The following is a 22,741-nucleotide window of genomic DNA, read 5'->3' on the forward strand; positions in this document are numbered from 1 at the left end:
GAGACCTCCATGAGCGTTGAGAAAGACTACATCGTCGCCGACATCAACCTTGCAGATTATGGCCGCAAGGAACTCGATATAGCTGAAACGGAAATGCCGGGCCTGATGTCCTGCCGCGCCGAATTCGGCCAGAGCAAGCCTTTGAAGGGTGCCCGCATTTCCGGCTCGCTTCACATGACCATCCAGACTGCCGTTTTGATTGAAACGCTGAAGGAACTTGGTGCCGACATTCGCTGGGCATCCTGCAACATCTTCTCGACTCAGGACCACGCAGCAGCTGCCATCGCGGCATCGGGCATCCCGGTTTTCGCCGTGAAGGGTGAAAGCCTGACCGAATACTGGGAATACACCGACAAGATCTTCCAGTGGGCCGATGGCGGCGTTTCCAACATGATCCTCGATGATGGTGGCGATGCCACCATGTATATCCTCCTCGGCGCACGTGCCGAAGCCGGTGAGGACGTCCTGTCCAACCCAGGCTCGGAAGAGGAAGAAATCCTCGTCGCACAGATCAAGAAGCGCCTTGCCGCTTCGCCCGGCTGGTTCACCAAGCAGCGCGATGCGATCAAGGGCGTTACCGAAGAAACGACGACAGGCGTTCACCGCCTTTATGATCTCTCGAAGAAGGGTCTTCTCCCCTTCCCGGCCATCAACGTCAACGACAGCGTTACCAAGTCGAAGTTCGACAACAAGTATGGCTGCAAGGAATCGCTGGTGGATGGCATCCGTCGCGCAACAGACGTCATGATGGCCGGCAAGGTCGCCGTCGTCTGCGGCTATGGCGATGTTGGTAAGGGCTCCGCCGCTTCTCTGCAGGGCGCCGGCGCTCGCGTGAAGGTAACGGAAATCGATCCGATCTGCGCACTTCAGGCCGCCATGGACGGTTTTGAAGTCGTCCGTCTCGAAGACGTTGTGTCCTCGGCCGACATCTTCATCACCACGACCGGCAACAAGGACGTCATCCGCATCGAGCATATGCGCGAGATGAAGGACATGGCGATTGTCGGCAATATCGGCCACTTCGACAACGAAATTCAGGTCGCTGCGCTGAAGAACCTGAAATGGACCAACATCAAGCCACAGGTTGACATGATCGAGTTTGCCAAGGGCAACCGCATGATCCTTCTGTCGGAAGGTCGTCTGCTGAACCTCGGCAACGCAACCGGCCACCCATCCTTCGTTATGTCGGCTTCGTTCACCAACCAGGTTCTGGGTCAGATCGAGCTGTTTACGAAGCAGGGCGAGTACAAGAACGACGTTTACGTGCTGCCAAAGCACCTGGACGAGAAGGTTGCACGCCTCCACCTTGAGAAGCTTGGCGTAAAGCTCACCGAACTTTCTGACGTTCAGGCAGATTATATCGGCGTGTCCAAGCAGGGTCCGTTCAAGGCAGAACACTACAGATATTGATTTTATAGTTAATATCCACACCTAAAGCACTAGATATGGAAATCGCGGACTTGACAAAGTTCGCGATTTCTTTTTGCGCCCTCCCTTCCCGGAGGTTTCCGAAGGCGGTAATGTCTCAAGACTTGATTCGAGTGCGACCCAGCGCTCGGAAATGGGATGTCTTGTCGAAGATGCGGCACATAGGACGGAGACAGACCGGGGATGACGGTAGAAAAATCAAACTCGCAACCGCGGGTTAACATCGACTGTGAGCAAGCTGGCGAGTTCGCGCCTGCGCCTGGACGCGTGGTAAGCGCTGTGGGCGGGGCACTTGGCTTTGTGCGCAGGAAGGCTGCAGCCGTTTCGGCATTGATGGCAGGCACTGTTCTGAGTGGCTTCTTCTCATGCGTGGCACAGGCGCAGCAAAACGTGGTTCTCGAAACGGGTGAGCGCCTGTTTTCGTCGTCTGAAACCATCACCTATTCGCTGTTTATCGGCATTGTCTCGGCAACCCTTTTCTCGATCGTCTGGCTTGTGCGCCAGCGCGGGAATATCGAAGCCGAAACGAATGAATATCGCGCGGCGCTTGCGGAAGCCAACTCCAAGATTTCCAAATACGAAGCGCTGATTTCCGACAAGTCGCGCCGGATCGTTATCTGGGAAAGTGCAGGCGAAAAGCCTGAATTCATCGGGCAGCTGCCGCCGGAAACCGGCGTGCCGCATGCAGATCAGGATTTTCTGGCTTTTGGTCGCTGGCTGCGACCGGCTTCTGCAGCACCTCTCGAGAAAGCCATCGAGAAACTCCGCAGCCACGCCCAGAGTTTCGACCTGACCATTGAAACGCAGCGTGGAGAGGTCATCGAGGTCGAGGGACGTGTGTCCGGCGGAAAGGCCTTTACACGTTTCGTCGCTCTCAACAATGTTCGCGCAGAGCTTGCCGAGTTGAAGGTGGAGCGCGAGCGCCTTGTCTCATCCATTTCGACCTTTCAGGACCTGCTGGATTCGATCGAGCAGCCTGTCTGGCGGCGCAATTCAGACGGCGCGCTGACATGGGTCAATCATGCCTATGCGCAGGGTGTCGATGCCCGCGATCCGGAACAGGCGATCGGTGAACAGCGCGAGCTGCTCAACACGGTCACCCGCCAGAAAATCCGCGCAAGTGCCACGCCCGAATCGCCCTACCACGACCGTATCTCCACCGTCGTGTCCGGCAATAGAACCTTCTTCGATGTCGTCGATATCAAGACGCCGGGTGGTTCTGCAGGCATAGCCATTGATGCGACGGAAGCAGAGACGGTGCGCGAAGAGTTGAAGCGCACGCTGAAAAGCCACGCCGAAACACTCGATCATCTGGCGACACCGGTCGCGATCTTCGATGGCCGGCAGCGGCTGCAATTCTATAATCAGGCTTTCGTCAGCCTCTGGGGTCTCGATCTCGTTCTTCTGGAATCCAAACCGGACAATTCCGAGCTTCTTGATCGCCTGCGTTCCGCCGGCAGGCTGCCTGAACAGTTGAACTGGAAAAGCTGGAAGGAAACCGCGCTGTCCGTCTATCGCTCGCTCGATACGAAGACGGACCTCTGGCACCTTCCTAACGGCCAGACGCTGCGCGTCATCGCCACTGCACATCCGCAGGGCGGCGCCACCTGGGTGTTTGAAAACCTCACCGAGCAGGTCGACCTGCAGATGCGCTACAACACGCTGGTCAAGGTGCAGGGCGAAACCATCGACCACCTTGCCGAAGGCGTGGCGGTGTTTGGCGCAGATGGTCGTATCCGCCTATCCAACCCCGCCTTCCGTGCACTCTGGGCGATTACTGCCGAGCAAGCGGAAGCTGGCAAGCATATCCGATCGATAGAGGAAGCCTGCGCGCAATCCTATGAGAAGCCCGACGGCTGGCGCGCTTTCAGCAAGTTCATTACCAGTTTCGACGATGAACGGCTTTCGAAGCAGGGCACACTGGAACTGCTGTCCGGCCTCGTCCTCGACTACGCGATCATTCCTTTGCCGGATTCGCAGACGATGCTGACCTTCGTCAACATGACGGATAGCGTCAGAGCCGAACGCGCCTTGAAAGAGAAGAACGAGGCGCTTCGCAAGGCGGATGAACTCAAGAATGATTTCGTCCAGCACGTTTCCTACGAACTGCGCTCGCCACTGACGAACATCATCGGTTTTACCGATCTGTTGAAAACCCCCGGCATGGGCGACCTCAACGACCGTCAGGCGGAATACCTTGATCACATCTCCACCTCGTCTTCGGTGTTGCTGACAATCGTCAACGATATCCTTGACCTGGCCACGGTCGATGCGGGCATCATGCATCTCAACTACAGCGAAAACGACCTCAACGACCTGCTGGACGATGTCTCTGTCCAGATTACCGACAGGCTGCAGGAAAGCGGCGTTTCCTTGGAAATTGTGGCTCCTGCCCATCTGGGCATGATCGTTGCGGATCATCAGCGTCTCAAGCAGATTCTTATCAAGCTTCTGACGAACGCCGCCAATTTTGCGCCGGAAGGCACCGTCATTACACTCACCTGCCAGCGCAGCGAGGGTGATTTCGTATTCTCCGTTGCCGACAGGGGCCCGGGAATTCCGGAAGACATGCTGAAAACGGTTTTCGACCGCTTTTCCACACATGGGAATGGTGGTCGCCGCACGGGTGCGGGTCTGGGCCTTTCCATCGTTGAAAGCTTTGTCAGCCTCCATCATGGCAAGGTCACAATCGACAGCCGCCCGGGAGAAGGCACCGTTGTCAGCTGCCGCATCCCATCCGGCAAGCGTCCGCACTCCATCGCCGCCGAATGAACGAGAAGACGTGGCCCTTTTCCATATTTCTTGCCAATGAAGCCGAAACGATCCGGCTTGGCGAGGAACTGGCGCTCACCGTCAAGCCGGGGGACTGCCTGGCACTCGTCGGCGATCTGGGTTCCGGAAAGTCGACACTGGCGCGAGCCCTGATCAGGGCTATTGCCGATGGGGATGAGCTGGAAGTTCCCAGCCCCACCTTCACCATCGTCCAGTCCTATGCGCTTCGTTTCCCGGTTAGCCATCTCGATCTCTACCGCCTCTCGGATGTCTCTGAACTCGACGAGTTGGGCCTTGATGAAATGCTCTCCGATGCCGTCTGCCTTATCGAATGGCCTGAGATGGCAGCCGGCGAATTGCCGTCCGACAGCACAATCACCTTGCGGCTTTCACACGAGGGCGAAGGGCGGATTGCGACCATAGATGCGCCGCCCAGGCTAAGAGCGCGGTTCGAACGCGTGCTGGCCATCCGGGATTTTCTTCAAGAGGCTGGCAGAGCCAAGGTGTCGCGCCGATACTTCAGCGGCGATGCCGCCTACCGTACCTATGAGCGCGTGTGGGACGCTGCCGGTCAATGCCTCCTGATGGACTGGGAACCGCCGCCAGCCGGTCCCGCGATCAAAGACGGCAAGACCTATGCCGAGATCGTCCATCTGGCCCGAAGCGTGACGCCTTTTGTCGCCATCGATCATTTCCTCTCGGGCAACGGCTTTTCCGTGCCTGCGATTATCCACCAGGATCTTGAGCGCGGAATTCTGCTGCTGGAAGATATGGGGCGCGGCGGCGTTCTGGATGACAATGGCGATCCCATCGAAGAGCGGTATTTCTCAAGCGTGGCCTGTCTGGCGGCATTGCATGACACCCCTGCCCCATCCACAATCCGCGTGGACGAAGGCATTACGTATCAGGTCCCGCCCTTTGATGCTGATGCGATGAAAATCGAAACGTCGCTCTTGCTGGACTGGTACTTGCCGCATGTTCGCGGCCATGAAACGCGTAGCGATGAGAGGCAGAGCTTCTTCGTGGTCTGGGACGAGTTGATCGGAAAGCTTGCGGATACTGAGAAGAACCTGCTGCTTCGAGATTTTCATTCTCCAAACATCATCTGGCAGGAGCACGAAACCGGGATCCGCAAGGTCGGCATCATCGATTTTCAGGATGCGATGATCGGGCCAACGGCCTATGATCTGGCATCCATCATTCAGGATGCACGCGTTACGGTGTCCAGCGATCTTCAGGCGCGCCTGATGTCGTATTATCTCGATATTCGTCGCAAGAACCCGACCTTTGACGAAACCGCCTTTCTCAAAGCCTATGCCATCATGGCAGCGCAGCGGAATTGCAAGCTGGTTGGCATCTGGGTCAGGCTGATGAAGCGCGACTCCAAGCCTCACTACATGAAGCATATGCCGCGTACTCTCTCCTATCTTCGCTCGGCGCTCGCCCACCCCGATCTCCGCCCTCTGCGAGCATGGCTTGCGCAGGCTGGTGTCGACATCCAATAGCCGCGGAGTATCCTCAATGACGATCAAACAGGCGATGGTGCTGGCCGCAGGTCTTGGGACGAGAATGCGACCGATTACCGACACCATTCCCAAGCCCCTTGTTCCAATCGCCGGACGAGCGATGATCGACTACGTTCTCGATCTCCTGGTCGCGGCGGGCGTTGAGACGGTGGTTATCAACGTACACCACCATGCAGACCAGATGGTGTCTCATCTGGAAGCGCGACACGATGTCGAAATCCTGATTTCAGACGAGCGCGAGCAACTGATGAATTCCGGCGGTGGGCTGGCGAAGGGGCTAAAACTTTTGTCACCCGGCCCCGTCCTCGTCATGAATGCCGACCTGTTCTGGATTGGCGAGCAGGCGACACAACCAAGCAACCTGAAACAGCTGTCAGCCTTCTTCGATCCTGCCAAAATGGACATGGCTTTGCTCTGCGTCGATATGGACAGGACGACCGGCCATAACGGGAAGAAGGATTTCAGCCTCCCCGACAGCGGCAGACTGACACGATACAATGAAGGCGAACCGCGTCCTGTGGTTTATGCGGGCGCTATTGCCATGGATTCCCGGCTTCTTGAGGATGCCCCGGCGGAAGCTTTCAATCTCAACATTTATTTCGACCGAGCCATTTCCCAAAACCGACTTTTTGGGCTCCCACTTCACGGTCAATGGATTACCGTTGGCACACCGGATGCTATAGAGGATGCGGAACGAACCATCGCAGCCGTAGCAACCGACAAGTGAGATACATCATTGGCGAATGCCAAGCGTATACTAACCATAGCCCCGGGAACGCCATTCCTCAAAACGATTGCGGAAAGCCTATGTGACGGCAGACTGGCGCCCGATTTTCACTATGACGCCTCGGATCCGCTTTCTCTGGCGAAAGTCACCATCTACGTGCCGACCCGCCGTTCAGCCCGCGTGCTGCGCTCGGAATTCGTGGACTTCCTTGGAGGGCAGTCGGCCATTCTGCCGGTTATCAGGCCTCTGGGCGAAACGGATGACGACAGTGGCTTTTTCGATATAGAAACGCCCGCAACGATCGATCTCGCGCCGCCGATTTCCAGCACGGCAAGGCTGGTTGAGTTGGCACGTCTTATCCTCGCATGGCGCAACAGTCTGCCGGATGCGATCCGGGCGGTCCATTCCGATTCGCCCCTGGTGGCACCGGCAAGCCCGGCCGATGCGATCTGGCTTGCCCGTTCGCTCGGTGAAGTCATCGATGCCATGGATACGGAAGACCGGGATTGGGACGCGCTCGCCAAACTCGATACGGCCGACCATGCGCAGTGGTGGCAGTTGACGGCTGACTTTTTAAAGATCGCCAGCGTTTTCTGGCCAGCGCGCCTGGAAGAGCTGAACAAGTCCTCAGCGGGGCGGCACCGCAACGCCATTTTGCGCGCAGAGGCCGAACGCCTGACAAGAAGCGGTTGGGACGGTCCCATCATCGTTGCAGGCTCAACTGGCTCGATTCCGGCGGCAGCGGATCTGATTGCCGCAGTCGCATCTCTGCCGCAGGGCACAATTGTTCTGCCGGGGCTGGATGTCGAGATGCCCGAGGATCAATGGCTGGCAATCAATGAACATCCGCATGATCCTTCCAACCGCACCCATTCGCAATATGGGCTTTTCGTCCTTTTGCAGAAGCTCGGCGTGTTGAGAAGCGATGTCGAGCAGATCGGACGCGTGGATCGCGACCTGAAAAACCGGGCGGCGATTTTTTCCACCGCCATGGCACCTGCCAAAGCCACCAGCGAATGGAACGAGTGGCGTACCGACAAGGACGACACGTTCTTCGACACTGCATTCGCCGCTGCCGCCATCATTGAAGCCGCCAATGAGCGGGAAGAGGCGACAGCCATTGCAATTGCGCTCCGGCTCGCACTAGAAAAGCCTGCAAGCACTGGCCAGTCTCAGGCGGCGCTCATCACGCCGGATCGTGGGCTGGCGCGAAGGGTGGCGACCGAGCTTGCCCGCTTTGGCATCGAGGCAGATGATTCCGCCGGTACGCCGCTATCGGCCACGCCACAGGCAGGCCTGCTGCAGCTTGCCCTGGAAGCGATCCTGCGTCCCGGCGATCCCGTCGCGGCCATGTCTCTTCTCAAGCACCCGCTGTCACGTTTCGGTTTCGAAAATGCGCAGGTGAAGTCGGCAGTCGCAGCTCTGGAGTTGCTGGCTCTTCGTGGCGGGAAGACAGAAACGACACTCGATACGCTTGATGCATTGCTTGAGCAGCAGTTGAACCTACACAAGCTCGACCGGCACCCGCCTCAATGGCGCCAATCTCTGCCGGAAGGCAGCGAAGACCTCGCCGCCACGCTTGCGGCTCGCCTCAAGACTGCAATCGAGCCATTGGACTCAGCCTTTATCCGAAAGACACCCTTTGGTGGCCGTCTGACGGCGCGCCTGACGCTGGCAGATTGGGCCGAGCGCACGGGCCGCATCCTCGAAGCCATCGCAATCGATGAGGCAGGAGATCTGGCGGCGCTTTGGTCCGGTGAAGCGGGTGAAAAGCTCTCCAGCCTGCTTGCCGAGTTGATGGAATGCGGCAGCGTTCTGGAGGCCGACGGGCCTCAATGGATAGACATCATGACGGCACTGGTGGCGGGTGAATCCATCAAACCGCGGGCAATGCGTCACCCGAGAGTGTTTATCTTCGGTGCCCTCGAAGCTCGTCTCCAAAGCGTCGATACGCTGATCATCGGCGGGTTGAACGAAGGCATCTGGCCCGCACAGACGGCAAACAACCCGTTTCTTTCCCGCAACATGAAGACGGCAATCGGGCTTGAACCGCCCGAACGGCGGATCGGTCAGCTCGCCCACGATTTTGAGATGGCAAATGGGACGCGCGAGATTTTCTATAGCCGAGCGTTGCGACAGGGCTCTACCCCGGCCGTCGCATCTCGCTGGCTTCAGAGGCTGCTTGCGCTTGGCGGCGATGCATTTACGCAAAAGCTGAAAGAGCGCGGCAACGCTTACCGTCACTGGGCCAACATGCTGGACGAAGGTGAAAGCCAACAGCCTGCGAAGCGTCCTGCACCCACCCCGCCAGCAGAGCTACAACCAAAATCATATTCCTTCAGCGAGGTCGGCAGGCTGCGACGGGATCCCTATTCGATATATGCGCGTCGCATTCTCAAGCTTGATCCGCTGGACGAATTCAACCGGGATCCCGGCGCTTCTGACCGTGGCACCCTCTATCACCGCATCATGGAAACCTATTCCCGAGAGGGGCACTTACCCGGTACACCCGCTGCTGAAGAAGCGATGTTGCGCGTGCTGCACAGCTGTTTTGACGACGAGAATTTGCCGCCACACATCGATGTCATCTGGAGGCCACGCTTTCTCGCGGTCGCCAGGGAATTTCTGAAATGGGAGAAAGACCGCCGCGCGATCGTGAAACGAAGCCTTATCGAGGCACGGGCCGGTCAGGAAATACCGGAAGCGGGTATTCGCCTGACGGGCGTTGCGGACCGTATCGACATCAAGACCTCAGGGAAAGTCGACATCATCGACTACAAGACGGGGCTGTCGCCATCGGTCAAACAGGCACGTTCACTGCTTGACCCACAATTGGCTCTGGAGGCCGCGGCCCTGATGCGTGGTGCATTCCGCGATACCGGTTCGGCAATACCGGAAGACCTGATCTATGTCCGTCTGCGTCCGGGGGAACGTTTTGGAACGGATACGGTCAACAACGAACATGCGAAGGCGACGGCCAAAACGACACCGAAATCCGCTGTTGAACTCGGCACCGATTCAATCGAGCAGCTGGCAAATTTCGTCAAATCCTTGCGGGAAGGCAGGAACGGCTTCGTGTCCCGGCTGATCCCGGAGGAACAGCAGGCTTATGGCGGTGAATACGACCATCTTGCCCGGGTTTCCGAATGGTCGACGGCTGAACCGGGAGATGGCGATGCGGAATGAGATTCTAGATCACGGCCCGGAACGTGATGATCCGGCCAGCTGGATCGACTGGACAAGTGCACAACAGACCCGCGCTTCAGACCCCGCTAGCTCGGCGTGGGTGTCTGCGAATGCAGGTTCCGGCAAAACGCATGTCCTGACACAGAGAGTGATCCGCCTTCTTCTGGCCGGGTGCAGACCCTCTGCCATCCTGTGTCTGACCTATACAAAGGCGGCGGCTTCGGAAATGTCGAGCCGTGTCTTTGACCGTCTGGCGGACTGGGCGACATTATCGAACGCCGAGCTGAGTAACAGGATCGCCGCGATCGAAGGACGTGCTCCCGATCAGATCAAGCTGAAAGAAGCCAGACGACTGTTTGCCAAGGCGCTGGAAACGCCGGGTGGACTGAAAATCCAGACCATCCACGCCTTTTGCGAAGCGCTTCTTCACCAATTCCCGCTGGAAGCAAATGTTGCGGGCCATTTCTCCGTTCTGGACGACCGCGCGGCCAGTACGCTGCTGGCGGAAGCACGTCGTGCCCTGCTGACTGCCGTATCGACGGAGAACGACAAACCGATCGCGCAGGCTCTGGCCTATGTTCTCGACATCGCCGACGAGAGCGGTCTTGAGTCCTTGCTTTCCTCCATCGTTGCCAACCGTAACCCGATCAGGGCTTTTCTCGATCAGGCCCGGCAATCCGGCGGCATCGATGCCATGCTGCGCCAGAAGGCCGGTGTCGGCAGCGACGAGACCGAGGAGACCGCGGCATCGTCCTATTGGCCCCTCCCCGGCCTTTCCGGACTGTCACTGGAAACCTATCTGACATCGGCAGACGAAATCGGTGGATCACGCGTGATCGATGTCGCCTATGCGCTGCGCGAGGCCGCAAGAGCGACGGATGTTTTCAAGCGTGTCGAGTTCATTGAAGCCGCCCTCCTGACCTCTCAGGGGGCTGCCAAGTCGGATGCCTATGTCATCAACAAAGCCATGCAGAAATCGGCCCCTGCCCTGCTGGATGACCTTATTGTGGCCCGCGCCCATGTGGTGGCCTGCCGGGATCGGTACCGCACCATTCGGATGCTGGAAGCCACGAAACATGCGCTCACCTTGGCGGAACGGCTGATCGGTGACTTCGAGGATCTGAAGAAGCAACGCAGCCAGCTGGATTTCGAGGATCTGATCGAAAGAGCAGCGACACTGCTGAACCGCGACACGGCGGGCGCCTGGGTGCATTACAAGCTCGATCAGGGCATAGATCACATTCTGGTGGACGAGGCGCAGGATACCAGCCCCGTGCAATGGTCCATCATCCAGTCTCTTGCGGCAGATTTCTTCCATGGAGAAACCGCACGCGAAGGCCGCCGAACGCTGTTTGCGGTAGGCGACGAAAAACAGTCGATCTACTCGTTTCAGGGGGCTCGGCCCGAGCGATTCTCGCAGGAAAGCCGGGAAACACAGCGCCGCGTCAAGGCTGTGGAACAAACATTCCATTCCGTTCGCCTTCCTCTTTCATTTCGTTCCACGGCGGATGTTCTGGCGGCTGTCGATCAGGTCTTCTCGCTGCCTGAACATGCCGAGGGCCTGAGTGCCGAGCGCGAACCCGTCGAACATCGTTCGAACCGCCAGGGCCAGGCTGGCACGGTGGAACTGTGGAACATGGTTGCAGCTGAACCAACGGAGGACGACGAGGACTGGACAGCGCCCTTCGATGCCCTGCGTGAAACTGCACCGCCTGCTGTTGTGGCGCGACGAATTGCATCTCGCATCGCAGACATGATTGGCCGGGAAACCGTGATTGAGAAGGGTATCGAACGACCCGTCGAGGCAGGCGATATTCTGGTTCTCGTTCGAAAGCGGCACGCCTTCGTCAACGCCCTGACCAGGGAGCTGAAACAACGAAAGAACATCCCGGTTGCCGGTGCCGACCGCTTGCGCCTGACAGATCACATTGCAATCCAGGACCTGCTGGCGCTCGGCCGCTTCGTGCTGTTGCCGCAAGACGACCTGTCGCTTTGCGCACTTCTGAAAAGCCCGCTCTTCAATCATTCCGAAGAGGATATTTTTGAGGTCGCGGCAAAGCGCCCGCCGGACATCAGCGTCTGGCAGCATTTGCAGGCACTGTCGCAAGAGCAGCCAAGCGGTCCGTTCTCGCACTCGGTTGCGCGGCTGACGCACTTTATTGCGCTTTCCACGACGCTGACGATTCATGATTTTTTTGCAGCGGTTCTGACCCTCCATGAGGGGCGGGCGAAGTTTCTGGGACGGCTGGGCAATGAAGCCAGTGACGTTCTGGATGAATTTCTGTCTTTCGCACTCGACCATGAAAAAGCGGGCCTGCCGGGGCTGCAGTCTTTCATCTCAGTCATGGAAAGTGACGCTCCGGAAATCAAACGTGAGCAGGACAAGGAACGTGGCGAAGTCAGGATCATGACGGTTCACGCCTCCAAGGGCCTGGAAGCCCCTGTCGTCTTTCTGGTGGATGGAGGCTCCAAGGCCTTCATCCATAGCCATCTGCCGAAACTCCGCTTCATTGAAAACAGCGACGCCTCGCTGCCAGTCTGGTTGCCGGGCAAGGGCTTCGATAATGCTCTGGTCTCAAAGGACGAGGAGCGGCTGAAGCTTTCCGCCGAGCAGGAATATCGCCGTCTGCTCTATGTAGCCATGACGCGCGCTGCCGATCATCTGATCGTTTGCGGATATCGCGGTCCGCGTGAAAACCCGGACTGCTGGCATGCGATGATCGCAAGATCGCTGGCTGCCGATGAAGAACGCTGTCAGGCTCACCAATTTTCAGCGGGTGGCGAGGAATGGGATGGTTTGCTGTGGCAATCCACGACACGTGCCGTCAGGTCAGCAGGGATAATCGAACCCCTATCCCCACCGTCTCGCGAGGCGCTGCCGTCGTCGCTTACAACGCCCTTGCCGCCACCGCCGCCGCTCCCGCGGCCCTTGAGCCCTTCCGGTGCCGGCACGATCATCGATGACGGAGCGGAGGATCTGATCGTCAAATCCCCGCTTTTTACGAAGCAGGAAGTCTCATCCGGTCTTGCTTTGCAACGCGGCCGACTGATCCACCGCATGCTGCAGACCTTGCCGGACTATCCCCCGGAGGAGAGACCAGCAGCTGCGTTGCGCTATGCAGAGCGCGCTGCGCGATTCTGGCCGAAAAACGAGCGTGAAAAGCTGGTCCAGTCGACACTTGCCGTGCTGTCGGCACCGGATCTTCAGCCAGCATTTTCCGAAAATAGCCGCGCTGAAATCTCGATCATGGGCACGTTGCGACTGGGCAGGAAAGACTATGCCGTTTCAGGCCGGATCGACCGGCTCGCCGTCGAGGGCGACAGGGTCATATTGATCGACTATAAGACGAACCGCGTTCCACCCGTCAGGGAAGATCAGGTGTCACCGGCGCATATTGCCCAGCTGGCGATCTATAAAAGCATTTTGCAACCTCTCTACCCCGGCAAGTCGTTTACGTGCGCTCTCGTCTACACGGAAAATGCGTCCTTCTTGACCTTGAGCGATGAAGCACTGTCGGCCGCCCTTGCCGCAATCGAGACAAAGTGAGATACCGGGCATTGAAATCGCCCACGAAGCGCATCACATTCTTGCCAACACAGGTCATCCGACCTCAATGACACTGAAAGGAGAGCCATCCATGGCTACCGTGAAAGTCGATACGTCCAATTTCCAGTCTGAAGTTCTTGATTCCGCAGAACCCGTCGTCGTCGATTTCTGGGCAGAATGGTGCGGCCCGTGCAAAATGATTGCGCCAAGCCTTGAAGAAATCTCCACCGAGCTCGCTGGCAAGGTCAAGGTCGTCAAGCTCAACATCGACGAAAACCCGGAACTGGCCGCACAGTTTGGCGTACGCTCCATCCCTACCCTTGCAATGTTCAAGGGCGGCGAAGTTGCTGACATCAAGGTAGGTGCTGCTCCGAAGACCGCCCTTTCCGCCTGGATTTCCAGCGCTGCCTGATGTCTTGAAGGCATGATAACAATGAAGCCCGGCATTGCCGGGCTTTTGCTTTTTTATGGGCCACGTTTCGCCTCAAAGGCTGACTCGACGGTCAGGTCGGCGCTGTGCCGTTCAATGCCAGGGCATTGCCTGCAAGATAGAGCGAGCCACCAATCAGAATACGCGGTGGCTGTTTACCCGGAGCCAGACGTTTCGTCAGCTCTTCCAGCGCTTCCTCTATCGAGGATGTTGGCGCTGCCACCAGTCCAGCATCAAACACGGCGTGCGCAAGCACAACCGGGTCGATAGCCGCATCAGTCCCTTTGATGGGAACCGTAAACACATAAAGTGCGATATCGGCGAAGGCCTTGAAATACCCGACCTGATCCTTGGTATTGATCATACCGGCAATCAGAAAAAGTGGGCGCGCCTGTTTTTCTTCAAATCCCGCCATTGCTTCAGCAATCACCTCGCCGGCACCGGGATTGTGACCGCCATCGATCCAGATTTCGGAGCCAAGCGGTGCCATGTCGACCAACCGGCCTGACGTGATCCGCTGCAGCCGACCTGGCCATTCAACGGACGCCATGGCCGTTTCAATCATGCGATCGGTCACTTCGAATCCCGCTGCCTTGACGGCGCGGATAGCCGCTGCCGCATTGGCCAGCTGATGACGGCCGGGAAGTCTGGGCAATGGCGCATCGACGAGACTGAATTCGTCCTGATAGACCAGCCGTCCAAATTCTTCATGCGCCGAAAAGTCCTGCCCATAAACCGCAGTCGGGCATTTAAGACGCTCCGCGGTCGCTACCAGAACTTCCAATGCCGCATCATATTCCTGGTGACCGATCACAACAGGCGATCCGGCTTTCATGATCCCCGCCTTCTCGGCAGCAATCAGTTCGACACTATCGCCGAGATAGGCCTGGTGATCCAGCGAGATCGGCATGACAACCGAAACCGCCGGATTGGCAATGACGTTGGTGGCATCGAAACGGCCACCAAGGCCGACCTCGATAATGGCAACATCAGCCGGTTGTTCTGCAAACAGGACAAAGGTTACAGCCGTCAGTATCTCAAAGACGGTTATCATCTCCCCGTCATTGGCGGCTGCCACGCGCTCCAGCGCCTCCGCCAGAACCGCGTCTTCGACATAGCGGCCTCTTTCACCGCGCAAACCGAGGCGGTAGCGTTCATGCCAATTGACGAGATGGGGCGAGGTATGAACGTGAACGGCAAGCCCTGCAGCTTCCAGCAAAGCACGGCAGAACGCGGTGACCGATCCTTTGCCATTGGTTCCGGCAACATGGATGACGGGCGGCAACCGCTTGTGCGGATTGCCGAGCCTGTCGAGCAGACGGGTGATCCTGTCGAGAGACAGATCGAAGCCCTTGGGATGGAGCCCCAGGAGCCGCTCTATGATCCGTTCTGCCTCGCTATAGGCGGGCGTCGTCATATCCGTCATCTGCTCCTCCGGAGCCAATTCAGACTTATCAGGCAGAAGCTGCCAAAGGCACCACGTCCGCCGTTGCCTGAACATTAGACTTGGTCAGGATTTTAAGAAGGCTTGCCAGCGTATCGGGAATCTCGCGCCGGTCCACGACCATGTCGACCATACCGTGATCCAAAAGGTATTCAGACGTCTGAAAGCCTTCCGGCAGCTTTTCGCGGATTGTCTGCTCGATAACGCGCTTACCGGCGAAGCAGATTTCGGCACCGGGTTCTGCAATGTGCACATCACCCAGCATGGCATAGGACGCGGTAACGCCGCCCGTTGTCGGGTTGGTGAGAACGACGATATAGGGCTGGCCCGCTTCCTTGAGCATGTTGACCGCAACGGTGGTGCGCGGCAACTGCATCAATGAAAGGATGCCCTCCTGCATACGGGCACCGCCCGATGCCGGGAACATCACAACCGGGCAGCGCTCGGAAATGGCGCGCTCAAACGCCTTGACGATTGCCTCACCGGCCGCAATGCCGAGCGAGCCGCCCATGAACTGGAATTCGTGCACGATAGCGACGATCTTCAAGCCCTTGAGCTTGCCGACGCCGGCAAGGATCGTATCTTCCTGCTCCGTCTTGGTGCGGCTGTCGCGCAGACGGTCGGAATATTTTTTCGAATCGCGAAACTTCAGCGGATCCTGCGCCACCTTCGGCTGGGCAAGGGCTTCGTATTCACCGCCGTCAAAAAGATCTTCAAGACGTGCCTTGGCTGGCATCTTCATGTGGAAGCCAGACGCCGGAATGACCCACTTGTTTTCTTCCAGGTCCTTGTGAAAGACCATCTCGCCAGTTTCCGGGCACTTGATCCAGAGGTTTTCAGGCGTTTCGCGACGGCCCAGCATGGAGTTGATCCGAGGGCGTACGTAGTTGGTGATCCAGTTCAAGTCTAATACTCCTGCCTATCTGCGCTGAACCGAAAACTTACTCGGCAGCTGCAAGGCGTGATACACGCACGCCTGTTGAAAGCCCCTTTACCAGTGTCGTCACTGAGGGCACGGTGTCATTGGTGGCCTTGCCATCCTTGGTCAAACTTCCGGCGATCTGATTGACGATGGCAGAGCCGACGACAACGCCATCTGCAACTGCGCCAATCGCCTTAGCATGGTCTGCCGTCTTGACGCCAAATCCGACGCATACCGGAAGCGCCGTGTGCGATTTGATCCGCTCGACAGCGCCCGAGATCGTCGATGGGTCCGGCAGTGCAGAACCCGTGATCCCGTTCATGGACACATAATAGACGAAGCCCGACGTGTTCTTGAGAACCGCAGGAAGGCGCTTGTCATCGGTCGTCGGGGTCGCGAGACGAATGAAATTGATACCGCGGGCGAGCGCAGGTACGCAAAGCTCGTCGTCCATTTCCGGAGGAAGATCGACAACGATCAGGCCATCTATGCCTGCTTCCAGCGCATCGTCCAGAAACTTCTCAACGCCATAGATATAGATCGGGTTGTAATAGCCCATCAGCACGATCGGCGTGTTGTCGTCCTGCTTGCGGAACTCGCGTGAAAGCGACAGCGTGGTCCTCAGCGTCTGCCCGCCCTTGAGAGCGCGCTGCGCAGCCAGCTGGATCGCAGGGCCGTCTGCCATCGGGTCAGAAAACGGCATTCCAAGCTCAATGACATCGGCACCAGCTTCCGGCAGCGATTTCATGATGCCGAGCGAGGTATCGAAATCCGGATCCCCACCCATGAAGTAAGTAATGAGCGCCGGGCGGTTTTCAGCGCGCAGATCAGCAAAGCGCTTGTCCATACGTGCAGTCATGATCAGGCACCCATTTCCAGAAGTTTTGCCACGGTGAAGATGTCCTTGTCGCCACGTCCGCACAGGTTCATGACGATAATCTCATTCTTGTCCATCTTGGGCGCGCGCTTGACGACTTCCGCCAGCGCATGGCTGGGCTCCAGCGCCGGGATGATCCCTTCTGTGCGGGTCAGAAGCTGGAAAGCATCGAGTGCCTCAGTGTCCATGATGGGCACATATTCGACGCGACCGGTATCCTTGAGCCACGAATGCTCAGGACCGATACCGGGATAGTCGAGGCCAGCCGAGATCGAGTGGCCTTCCTTGATCTGTCCGTCACCGTCCTGCAACAGATAGGTGCGGTTGCCGTGAAGCACGCCTGGCGAGCCCGCTGTCAGGGACGCACAGTGCTCTTCCCCTTCCAGACCCTTGCCGCCCGCCTCTACGCCGACAATTCTGACGCTTTCGTCATCGAGGAACGGATGAAACAGCCCGATTGCGTTTGAACCACCGCCGACTGCTGCGACCAGCAGGTCAGGAAGGCGGCCTTCCGCTTTCATCATCTGCTCGCGAACTTCGTGTCCGATGACGGACTGGAAGTCTCGGACCATCTCCGGATATGGATGCGGCCCGGCTGCCGTGCCGATCATATAGTAGGTGTCATCGACATTGGTCACCCAATCCCGCAGAGCTTCGTTCATGGCATCCTTCAGCGTGCCATGGCCAGCGGTAACAGGCACGACCTCTGCGCCGAGAAGCTTCATGCGGAACACGTTTGGTGCCTGACGCTCCACATCGGTCGCGCCCATATAAACGACGCAGGGTATGCCAAAACGGGCGGCCACGGTGGCCGAGGCAACGCCGTGCTGTCCAGCGCCGGTTTCCGCGATGATGCGAGTCTTGCCCATGCGCTTGGCTAGCAGGATCTGCCCCAGGCAATTGTTGATCTTGTGCGAACCGGTGTGGTTCAGTTCATCGCGCTTGAAATAGATCTTCGCGCCGCCAAGCTCCTGCGTCAGTCGTTCGGCGAAATAGAGCGGGCTGGGACGGCCGGTATAATGGGTGTTGAGATGGGAAAGCTCGGCCTGAAATTCAGGGTCAGTCTTCGCCTTATCCCACTGAGTCTGAAGCTCGAGAATGAGCGGCATCAGGGTTTCGGCCACAAAGCGGCCTCCATAGATACCAAATCTGCCGTCCTCATCGGGACCGGCGCGGAAAGAGTTGGGTTTCGGCGTCTCGTTCACTCTCAAACTCCCTGCGGCCTGGCCGATCTGATCGCATCGAAAAATGCGTCGATCATGGCAAGATCCTTGACACCCGGCGCGCTTTCGACACCGGAAGATGCATCTATTCCCAGAGCCCCGGTCACTTCCAGGGCTTCAGCGACGTTGTTTTTGTTCAATCCCCCGGAAAGCATGTAATCGACGCCTTCGTCAAGAGAGCGCAACAAGGTCCAGTCGAACGACACGCCGTTGCCGCCTGGCAGATCCGAACCTGCGGGTGGCTTGGCATCGAAGAGAAACTTGTCGGCAATTCCTATATAGGGATTAATTTTGGCGAGATCATCGCCATCGCGGATGGAAAACGCTTTTATGACAGGCAGTCCATAGACGGCCTTGACGTTCAGCACCCGCTCCGGGCTTTCGCTCCCATGCAATTGCAGCATGTCCGGTTTCAATAGGTCGATGATCTCATCAAGCTCGTCATTATCCGCATCGACAGTAACGGCGACGATCTTGACGCTACCGCGCACGGCATCTGCCAACTCGCCCGCAACATCAGGCTCGATATTGCGCGGGCTCTTCTCAAAAAAGATGAAGCCTAAGTGGCTGGCGCCCCGTCTTACAGCGCGCTCGATCGCGTCCGCCGACTTCAATCCGCAAATCTTGATATCCGGTTTCATGGCTTTGGAGGTGCCATGAAACAGCCCGTGAGTCGAGCCCTATCGATACGGGGAAACAAAGAGCGGTGATGTTTCACGTGAATCCAAACCGTTTCTGCAGCAACTTAACCGAAATCGATGGCGTGGAGCTGCGACCCGTGCCTTTTCAACCAGGCTTTCGACGCTTCCATATCCGGACACAGCCTGTTGCAGAGTGCCCAGAAATTGGGACCGTGGTTCATTTCTTTCAGATGCGCAACCTCATGCGCCGCCAGATAGTCGATGACACTTTCCGGTGCCATGACGATCCTCCAGGAAAAACTAAGATTGCCGTCATGGGAGCAGGATCCCCAGCGGCTGCGGGTATCCTTCATGGAAATGGAGCGTACCGGCTTACCAATGGCTCCGGCATGGAGGGCAACCAATCTTTCCAGGTCGGCGCGGGCTTCTTTCTTGAGAAAGGTAGCGATGCGGCGACCCATGTGTTCCGGCGCGCCACTGACCCTGAGGACTGCCTCCCCCTCTGCATTTCTCGCCAGCTGCGTAACACCGCGCAATGTGCCGGTATGTTCGATCCGGTGAGCAACGCCGCGAATGGCGATCATTCCGCCATCCCTGATACTGCCCTCTTCCTGCGAAAATTTCGAGAGCTTGGCCTTTAGCCAGCCATTATGGCGCTCTAGGAAGTCATCGACCTCGCGGTGATGCAAACCGTATGGAATTGTCATTTTCAGCGCCTTGCCGCCCGGTTCTATGCGAAGCGTTATGCGTGTGGCGCGCTGATTTTCCTTGATGGTGATGGGTACGCTTCTATTTCCGACGTCCACCATGCGTTGAGCGGGCGGTGCTTTGCCGGATGATGACGGTCTCAAGGATTTTCGAAGCAGGGAGAACATGCCCTTTCATAGCGATTCGGCGCTGAAAAAGCTATTGGCCCGCCATCAACGCGCGCGGCCATGTTTGTGCATGAAGGCGAGCATTCTGGGGACAATGTCTCGCCGGAAACGGGAGCCGTTGAAAACGCCATAGTGTCCTACGTCCGGCTGCATGTAATGATCCCGCTTGTCAGCCGGGATATTCCTACAGAGGTCATGGGCGGCCTTCGTCTGGCCCAGACCGGAGATATCGTCGTTTTCTCCTTCCACCGTCAACAACGCCACGCGCGTGATGGACGCGGGATCGACCGGTACTCCCCGGTGAATCATCGTGCCCTTGGGCAAGGCATGTTCGATAAAGACCCTTTCCACGGTCTGCAGATAAAACTCCGCCGTAAGATCCATGACGGCGAGATATTCGTCATAGAACTCGCGATGCTTTTCCGCCGAGTCCCCGTCATTCTTGACGAGGTTGAGATAGAAGTCCTTATGCGCTGTCATGTGCCGGTCGAGATTCATGGACATGAAACCCGATAATTGCAGGAAGCCGGGATAGACGTTGCGACCAAATCCCTGTTGTGGCCACGGCACCTGCATGACGACATTGTCTCGAAACCAGTCGATGGATTTCCCCTTGGCCAGTTCGTTCACCGCAGTGGGATTGATACGCGTATCGATGGGGCCACCCATGAGTGTCATCGAGGCCGGCGCAAATGTATCGCCATTCGCTTCCATCAACGAAACTGCCGCCAGAACGGGGACCGATGGCTGGCAGACAGCGACCACATGCACGCCCTCACCCAAGTGGTGCAGGATGTCGATGATATAGGTGATATAATCATCGAGATCGAAACCACCTTCAGTCACGGGCACGACACGCGCATCCGCCCAATCGGTGATGTAAATATCGGCCGAAGGCAGAAGCGCTTCGACCGTTCCGCGCAGCAGCGTCGCATAATGGCCCGACATGGGCGCAACCAGCAGGATCTTGGGATCTGCTTTTCTGCTCGCAGGCAAATCCCGCTTGAAGTGAACGAGGTTACAGAAGGGTTTGGAGAAGGTGATTTCTTCTTCAACGGCAACTGAACGCTCGTCTACGGTGGTGGAAGACAGACCGAAGGTCGGCTTTCCGTAGCGTCGCGTAAGCCGCTCGAAAACCTCAAAACCGGCATCCAGGCTGCGCCCGAAAGCGGTGTTGGACAGAGGGTTCATTGAATTGTTGCATGCCTGACGCATGAGTTCAGCGCTGGCTCTCAGCGGTGCCATGGCCGCGTGGTTCATTTCATAGAGGTGATAAAACACGAATGAACGCCTCCCGTCGTTGATCGCAGTCTTTTTGACAGGATAGCACCTTTTCGCAGCTGCACAAAATGCAACAAGCGCCAGCGGTTTTTCCGCAGGCGCTTGTCATATCAGACGTCATCAAAGATGTAGGTGTTTTACCTAGATGTCGGCGACAAAGGTCTGCTTCTGGGTGCCGAGACCTTCGATACCAAGTTCCACGACATCGCCTGCCTTCAGGAAGCGTGGCGGCTTCATGCCGAGGCCGACACCGGGAGGGGTGCCGGTGGAAATGACGTCACCCGGGTGCAGCGACATGAACTGGCTGAGATAGGACACAACATTTGCCACGCCATAGACCATCGTCTGGCTCGAACCGTTCTGCATCGTCTCGCCATTGACCTTGAGCCACATGCCTAGATTTTGAGGATCTGCGACTTCATCCTTCGTGACGAGCCAAGGGCCGATCGGGCCGAAGGTGTCGCAGGATTTACCTTTGGTCCACTGTCCCTGACGTTCGGACTGGAAGGCGCGTTCGGAAACATCGTGGGAGACGCAATAGCCGGCAACATAGTCGAGAGCATCGGCTTCTGACACATATTTGGCAGTCTTGCCGATGACAACGCCAAGCTCGACTTCCCAATCGGTCTTTTCGGAGCCGCGGGGAATGATGACGTCATCATTAGGGCCGACGATTGCAGATGTTGCCTTCATGAAGATAACGGGTTCTGGTGGCACCTTTGCGCCTGTCTCTGCCGCATGGTCGGAATAATTCAGGCCGATGCAGATAAACTTTCCCGTACCTGCAACGCAGGCGCCTATGCGGTCGTCAGAAAGAATTGGAAGCGACGCCAAGTCGATCCGTGCGATCTTTTCCAGCCCCTCTGGAGAAATGGCTTCGCCACCAATGTCTTTCACATGAGCCGAAAGATCGCGGATATGTCCATCTGCGTCCAGAATGGCGGGCTTTTCCTGGCCCGGCTGGCCAACACGCATCAACTTCATAATATCACTCCCAATTGCTGAACGGATTATGCATATATGAACGAACTATTTATCCTTGTCACCCCTCGCGCCCTCATCTGGCGAATGCGTATATTCTTCTGGCACCAGCCACGCGCTTGACACGTTGTTATCGAAATCTCCTATGAGGTTTTACCGATATGAGCCAAGATTGATGTTCCAGTTTTTCGAGGAAACAATATGACCCACAGCAATACCCGCCAGTCCGAATATCCGGTTGATCCCCTTTTTCTGGATCGATGGTCACCGCGCGCTTTTGATGGCGCGAATATGCCAAAAGAACATCTTCTGACCATTCTGGATGCGGCACACTGGGCGCCATCGGCTTCCAATCTTCAGCCGTGGCGCTTCGTCTATGCCCATAAGGGCAGCGCGCAGTGGGACACATTTTCCGAGCTGCTCATGGAAGGCAATCGGGTCTGGGCGAAGAACGCTTCCGTCCTTTTGTTCATCATCTCTCGCAGCTACAGCATCTCCCGCGACGGAGAGAAGAAGCCCGCAGCAACCCATTCATTCGATGCGGGCGCAGCCTGGTTCTCGCTCGCCATGCAGGCACATCTTCTCGGCTATCACGCGCACGGCATGGCCGGCATCTTTACCGACAAGATCGTGGAGACGCTAAAAGTGCCGGAAGGCTATGTTGTGGAAGCCGCGGTGGCGATCGGCACACTCACGGACAAAAGCACGCTGCCGGAAAATCTCGCCGAACGTGAGACACCCAGCAAGCGGCTGCCACTGGCTGACGTCGCATTCGAAGGAAGCTTCACAGGAAAGGCAGACTAGTTCTTTTCTGAGGAAGCGAGCACCAAGCCACTCTTGATGCTGCATTCCAAAAACAAAGGCCCGACAGAGCATCCGTC

General features: G+C 57.4%; 16 protein-coding genes. 8 read left to right on the plus strand and 8 right to left on the minus strand.

Annotation, left to right across the window (positions count from 1 at the left end; translation table 11 throughout):
- Positions 1-9: 9 nt before the first annotated feature.
- The 7 genes from ahcY to trxA all read left to right on the plus strand — a co-directional run bounded on the left by ahcY (position 10) and on the right by trxA (position 13,598).
- Positions 10-1,410 (plus strand): adenosylhomocysteinase, encoded by a 1,401-nt coding sequence (gene ahcY, locus QRN85_RS19030; protein WP_062589281.1) that lies wholly within the window; start codon positions 10-12, stop codon positions 1,408-1,410.
- A gap of 351 nt (positions 1,411-1,761) precedes the next feature.
- Entirely contained in the window at positions 1,762-4,200 is a 2,439-nt protein-coding gene (locus QRN85_RS19035) for a sensor histidine kinase (RefSeq protein WP_244475503.1), read from the plus strand.
- Positions 4,197-5,705: a tRNA (adenosine(37)-N6)-threonylcarbamoyltransferase complex ATPase subunit type 1 TsaE gene (gene tsaE, locus QRN85_RS19040; protein ID WP_284759763.1), complete on the plus strand. Its 1,509-nt coding sequence runs from the start codon at positions 4,197-4,199 to the stop codon at positions 5,703-5,705. Before QRN85_RS19035 ends, tsaE begins: the two co-directional genes overlap by 4 nt.
- A 16-nt stretch (positions 5,706-5,721) precedes the next feature.
- Positions 5,722-6,453, plus strand: a complete 732-nt coding sequence (locus QRN85_RS19045) for a nucleotidyltransferase family protein (protein ID WP_284759764.1) — start codon at positions 5,722-5,724, stop codon at positions 6,451-6,453.
- A gap of 9 nt (positions 6,454-6,462) precedes the next feature.
- Positions 6,463-9,639, plus strand: a complete 3,177-nt coding sequence (gene addB, locus QRN85_RS19050) for a double-strand break repair protein AddB (protein ID WP_284759765.1) — start codon at positions 6,463-6,465, stop codon at positions 9,637-9,639.
- Positions 9,629-13,186, plus strand: a complete 3,558-nt coding sequence (gene addA, locus QRN85_RS19055) for a double-strand break repair helicase AddA (protein ID WP_284759766.1) — start codon at positions 9,629-9,631, stop codon at positions 13,184-13,186. Before addB ends, addA begins: the two co-directional genes overlap by 11 nt.
- A 91-nt stretch (positions 13,187-13,277) precedes the next feature.
- On the plus strand, positions 13,278-13,598 hold the full coding sequence (gene trxA / locus QRN85_RS19060; protein WP_062453095.1) for a thioredoxin: 321 nt from the start codon (positions 13,278-13,280) through the stop codon (positions 13,596-13,598).
- Between the two features lie 91 nt (positions 13,599-13,689).
- Here trxA and QRN85_RS19065 read toward each other — a convergent pair whose 3' ends face one another.
- The 8 genes from QRN85_RS19065 to QRN85_RS19100 form a co-directional block, all read right to left on the minus strand.
- Positions 13,690-15,033 (minus strand): bifunctional folylpolyglutamate synthase/dihydrofolate synthase, encoded by a 1,344-nt coding sequence (locus tag QRN85_RS19065; protein ID WP_284759911.1) that lies wholly within the window; start codon positions 15,031-15,033, stop codon positions 13,690-13,692.
- Positions 15,034-15,070: 37 nt separating this feature from the next.
- On the minus strand, positions 15,071-15,964 hold the full coding sequence (gene accD / locus QRN85_RS19070) for an acetyl-CoA carboxylase, carboxyltransferase subunit beta (protein WP_112964372.1): 894 nt from the start codon (positions 15,962-15,964) through the stop codon (positions 15,071-15,073).
- 37 nt (positions 15,965-16,001) lie between these two features.
- Positions 16,002-16,841, minus strand: coding sequence for a tryptophan synthase subunit alpha (gene trpA / locus QRN85_RS19075; protein ID WP_113219006.1), 840 nt, complete (start codon positions 16,839-16,841; stop codon positions 16,002-16,004).
- A gap of 2 nt (positions 16,842-16,843) precedes the next feature.
- Positions 16,844-18,064, minus strand: coding sequence for a tryptophan synthase subunit beta (gene trpB / locus QRN85_RS19080; protein WP_062589273.1), 1,221 nt, complete (start codon positions 18,062-18,064; stop codon positions 16,844-16,846).
- 2 nt (positions 18,065-18,066) lie between these two features.
- A complete protein-coding gene (locus QRN85_RS19085) occupies positions 18,067-18,723 on the minus strand; it encodes a phosphoribosylanthranilate isomerase (RefSeq protein ID WP_113098388.1) in 657 nt (218 codons plus the stop codon).
- Positions 18,724-18,827: 104 nt separating this feature from the next.
- Entirely contained in the window at positions 18,828-19,598 is a 771-nt protein-coding gene (locus tag QRN85_RS19090) for a M48 family metallopeptidase (protein ID WP_113098387.1), read from the minus strand.
- A 45-nt stretch (positions 19,599-19,643) separates the two neighbouring features.
- Positions 19,644-20,879 (minus strand): polyhydroxyalkanoate depolymerase, encoded by a 1,236-nt coding sequence (locus tag QRN85_RS19095; protein ID WP_113098386.1) that lies wholly within the window; start codon positions 20,877-20,879, stop codon positions 19,644-19,646.
- A gap of 141 nt (positions 20,880-21,020) precedes the next feature.
- Positions 21,021-21,863, minus strand: a complete 843-nt coding sequence (locus QRN85_RS19100; RefSeq protein WP_062589269.1) for a fumarylacetoacetate hydrolase family protein — start codon at positions 21,861-21,863, stop codon at positions 21,021-21,023.
- 198 nt (positions 21,864-22,061) lie between these two features.
- Between QRN85_RS19100 and QRN85_RS19105 the strand changes: the two genes are divergently transcribed.
- Entirely contained in the window at positions 22,062-22,664 is a 603-nt protein-coding gene (locus QRN85_RS19105) for a nitroreductase family protein (protein WP_284759767.1), read from the plus strand.
- Positions 22,665-22,741 lie beyond the last annotated feature (77 nt).

The sequence above is a fragment of the Agrobacterium sp. fls2-241-TYG-188a genome (genome assembly GCF_030209845.1).

Excerpts from the sequence above, each read along its gene's own strand:
- ahcY (WP_062589281.1), top strand. The coding sequence starts at position 10 with ATGAGCGTTGAGAAAGACTACATCGTCGCCGACATCAACCTTGCAGAT.
- QRN85_RS19035 (WP_244475503.1), top strand. The coding sequence starts at position 1,762 with ATGGCAGGCACTGTTCTGAGTGGCTTCTTCTCATGCGTGGCACAGGCG.
- tsaE (WP_284759763.1), top strand. The coding sequence starts at position 4,197 with ATGAACGAGAAGACGTGGCCCTTTTCCATATTTCTTGCCAATGAAGCC.
- QRN85_RS19045 (WP_284759764.1), top strand. The coding sequence starts at position 5,722 with ATGACGATCAAACAGGCGATGGTGCTGGCCGCAGGTCTTGGGACGAGA.
- addA (WP_284759766.1), top strand. The coding sequence starts at position 9,629 with ATGCGGAATGAGATTCTAGATCACGGCCCGGAACGTGATGATCCGGCC.
- trxA (WP_062453095.1), top strand. The coding sequence starts at position 13,278 with ATGGCTACCGTGAAAGTCGATACGTCCAATTTCCAGTCTGAAGTTCTT.
- QRN85_RS19065 (WP_284759911.1), bottom strand. The coding sequence starts at position 15,033 with ATGACGACGCCCGCCTATAGCGAGGCAGAACGGATCATAGAGCGGCTC.
- trpA (WP_113219006.1), bottom strand. The coding sequence starts at position 16,841 with ATGACTGCACGTATGGACAAGCGCTTTGCTGATCTGCGCGCTGAAAAC.
- QRN85_RS19085 (WP_113098388.1), bottom strand. The coding sequence starts at position 18,723 with ATGAAACCGGATATCAAGATTTGCGGATTGAAGTCGGCGGACGCGATC.
- QRN85_RS19090 (WP_113098387.1), bottom strand. The coding sequence starts at position 19,598 with ATGTTCTCCCTGCTTCGAAAATCCTTGAGACCGTCATCATCCGGCAAA.
- QRN85_RS19100 (WP_062589269.1), bottom strand. The coding sequence starts at position 21,863 with ATGAAGTTGATGCGTGTTGGCCAGCCGGGCCAGGAAAAGCCCGCCATT.
- QRN85_RS19105 (WP_284759767.1), top strand. The coding sequence starts at position 22,062 with ATGACCCACAGCAATACCCGCCAGTCCGAATATCCGGTTGATCCCCTT.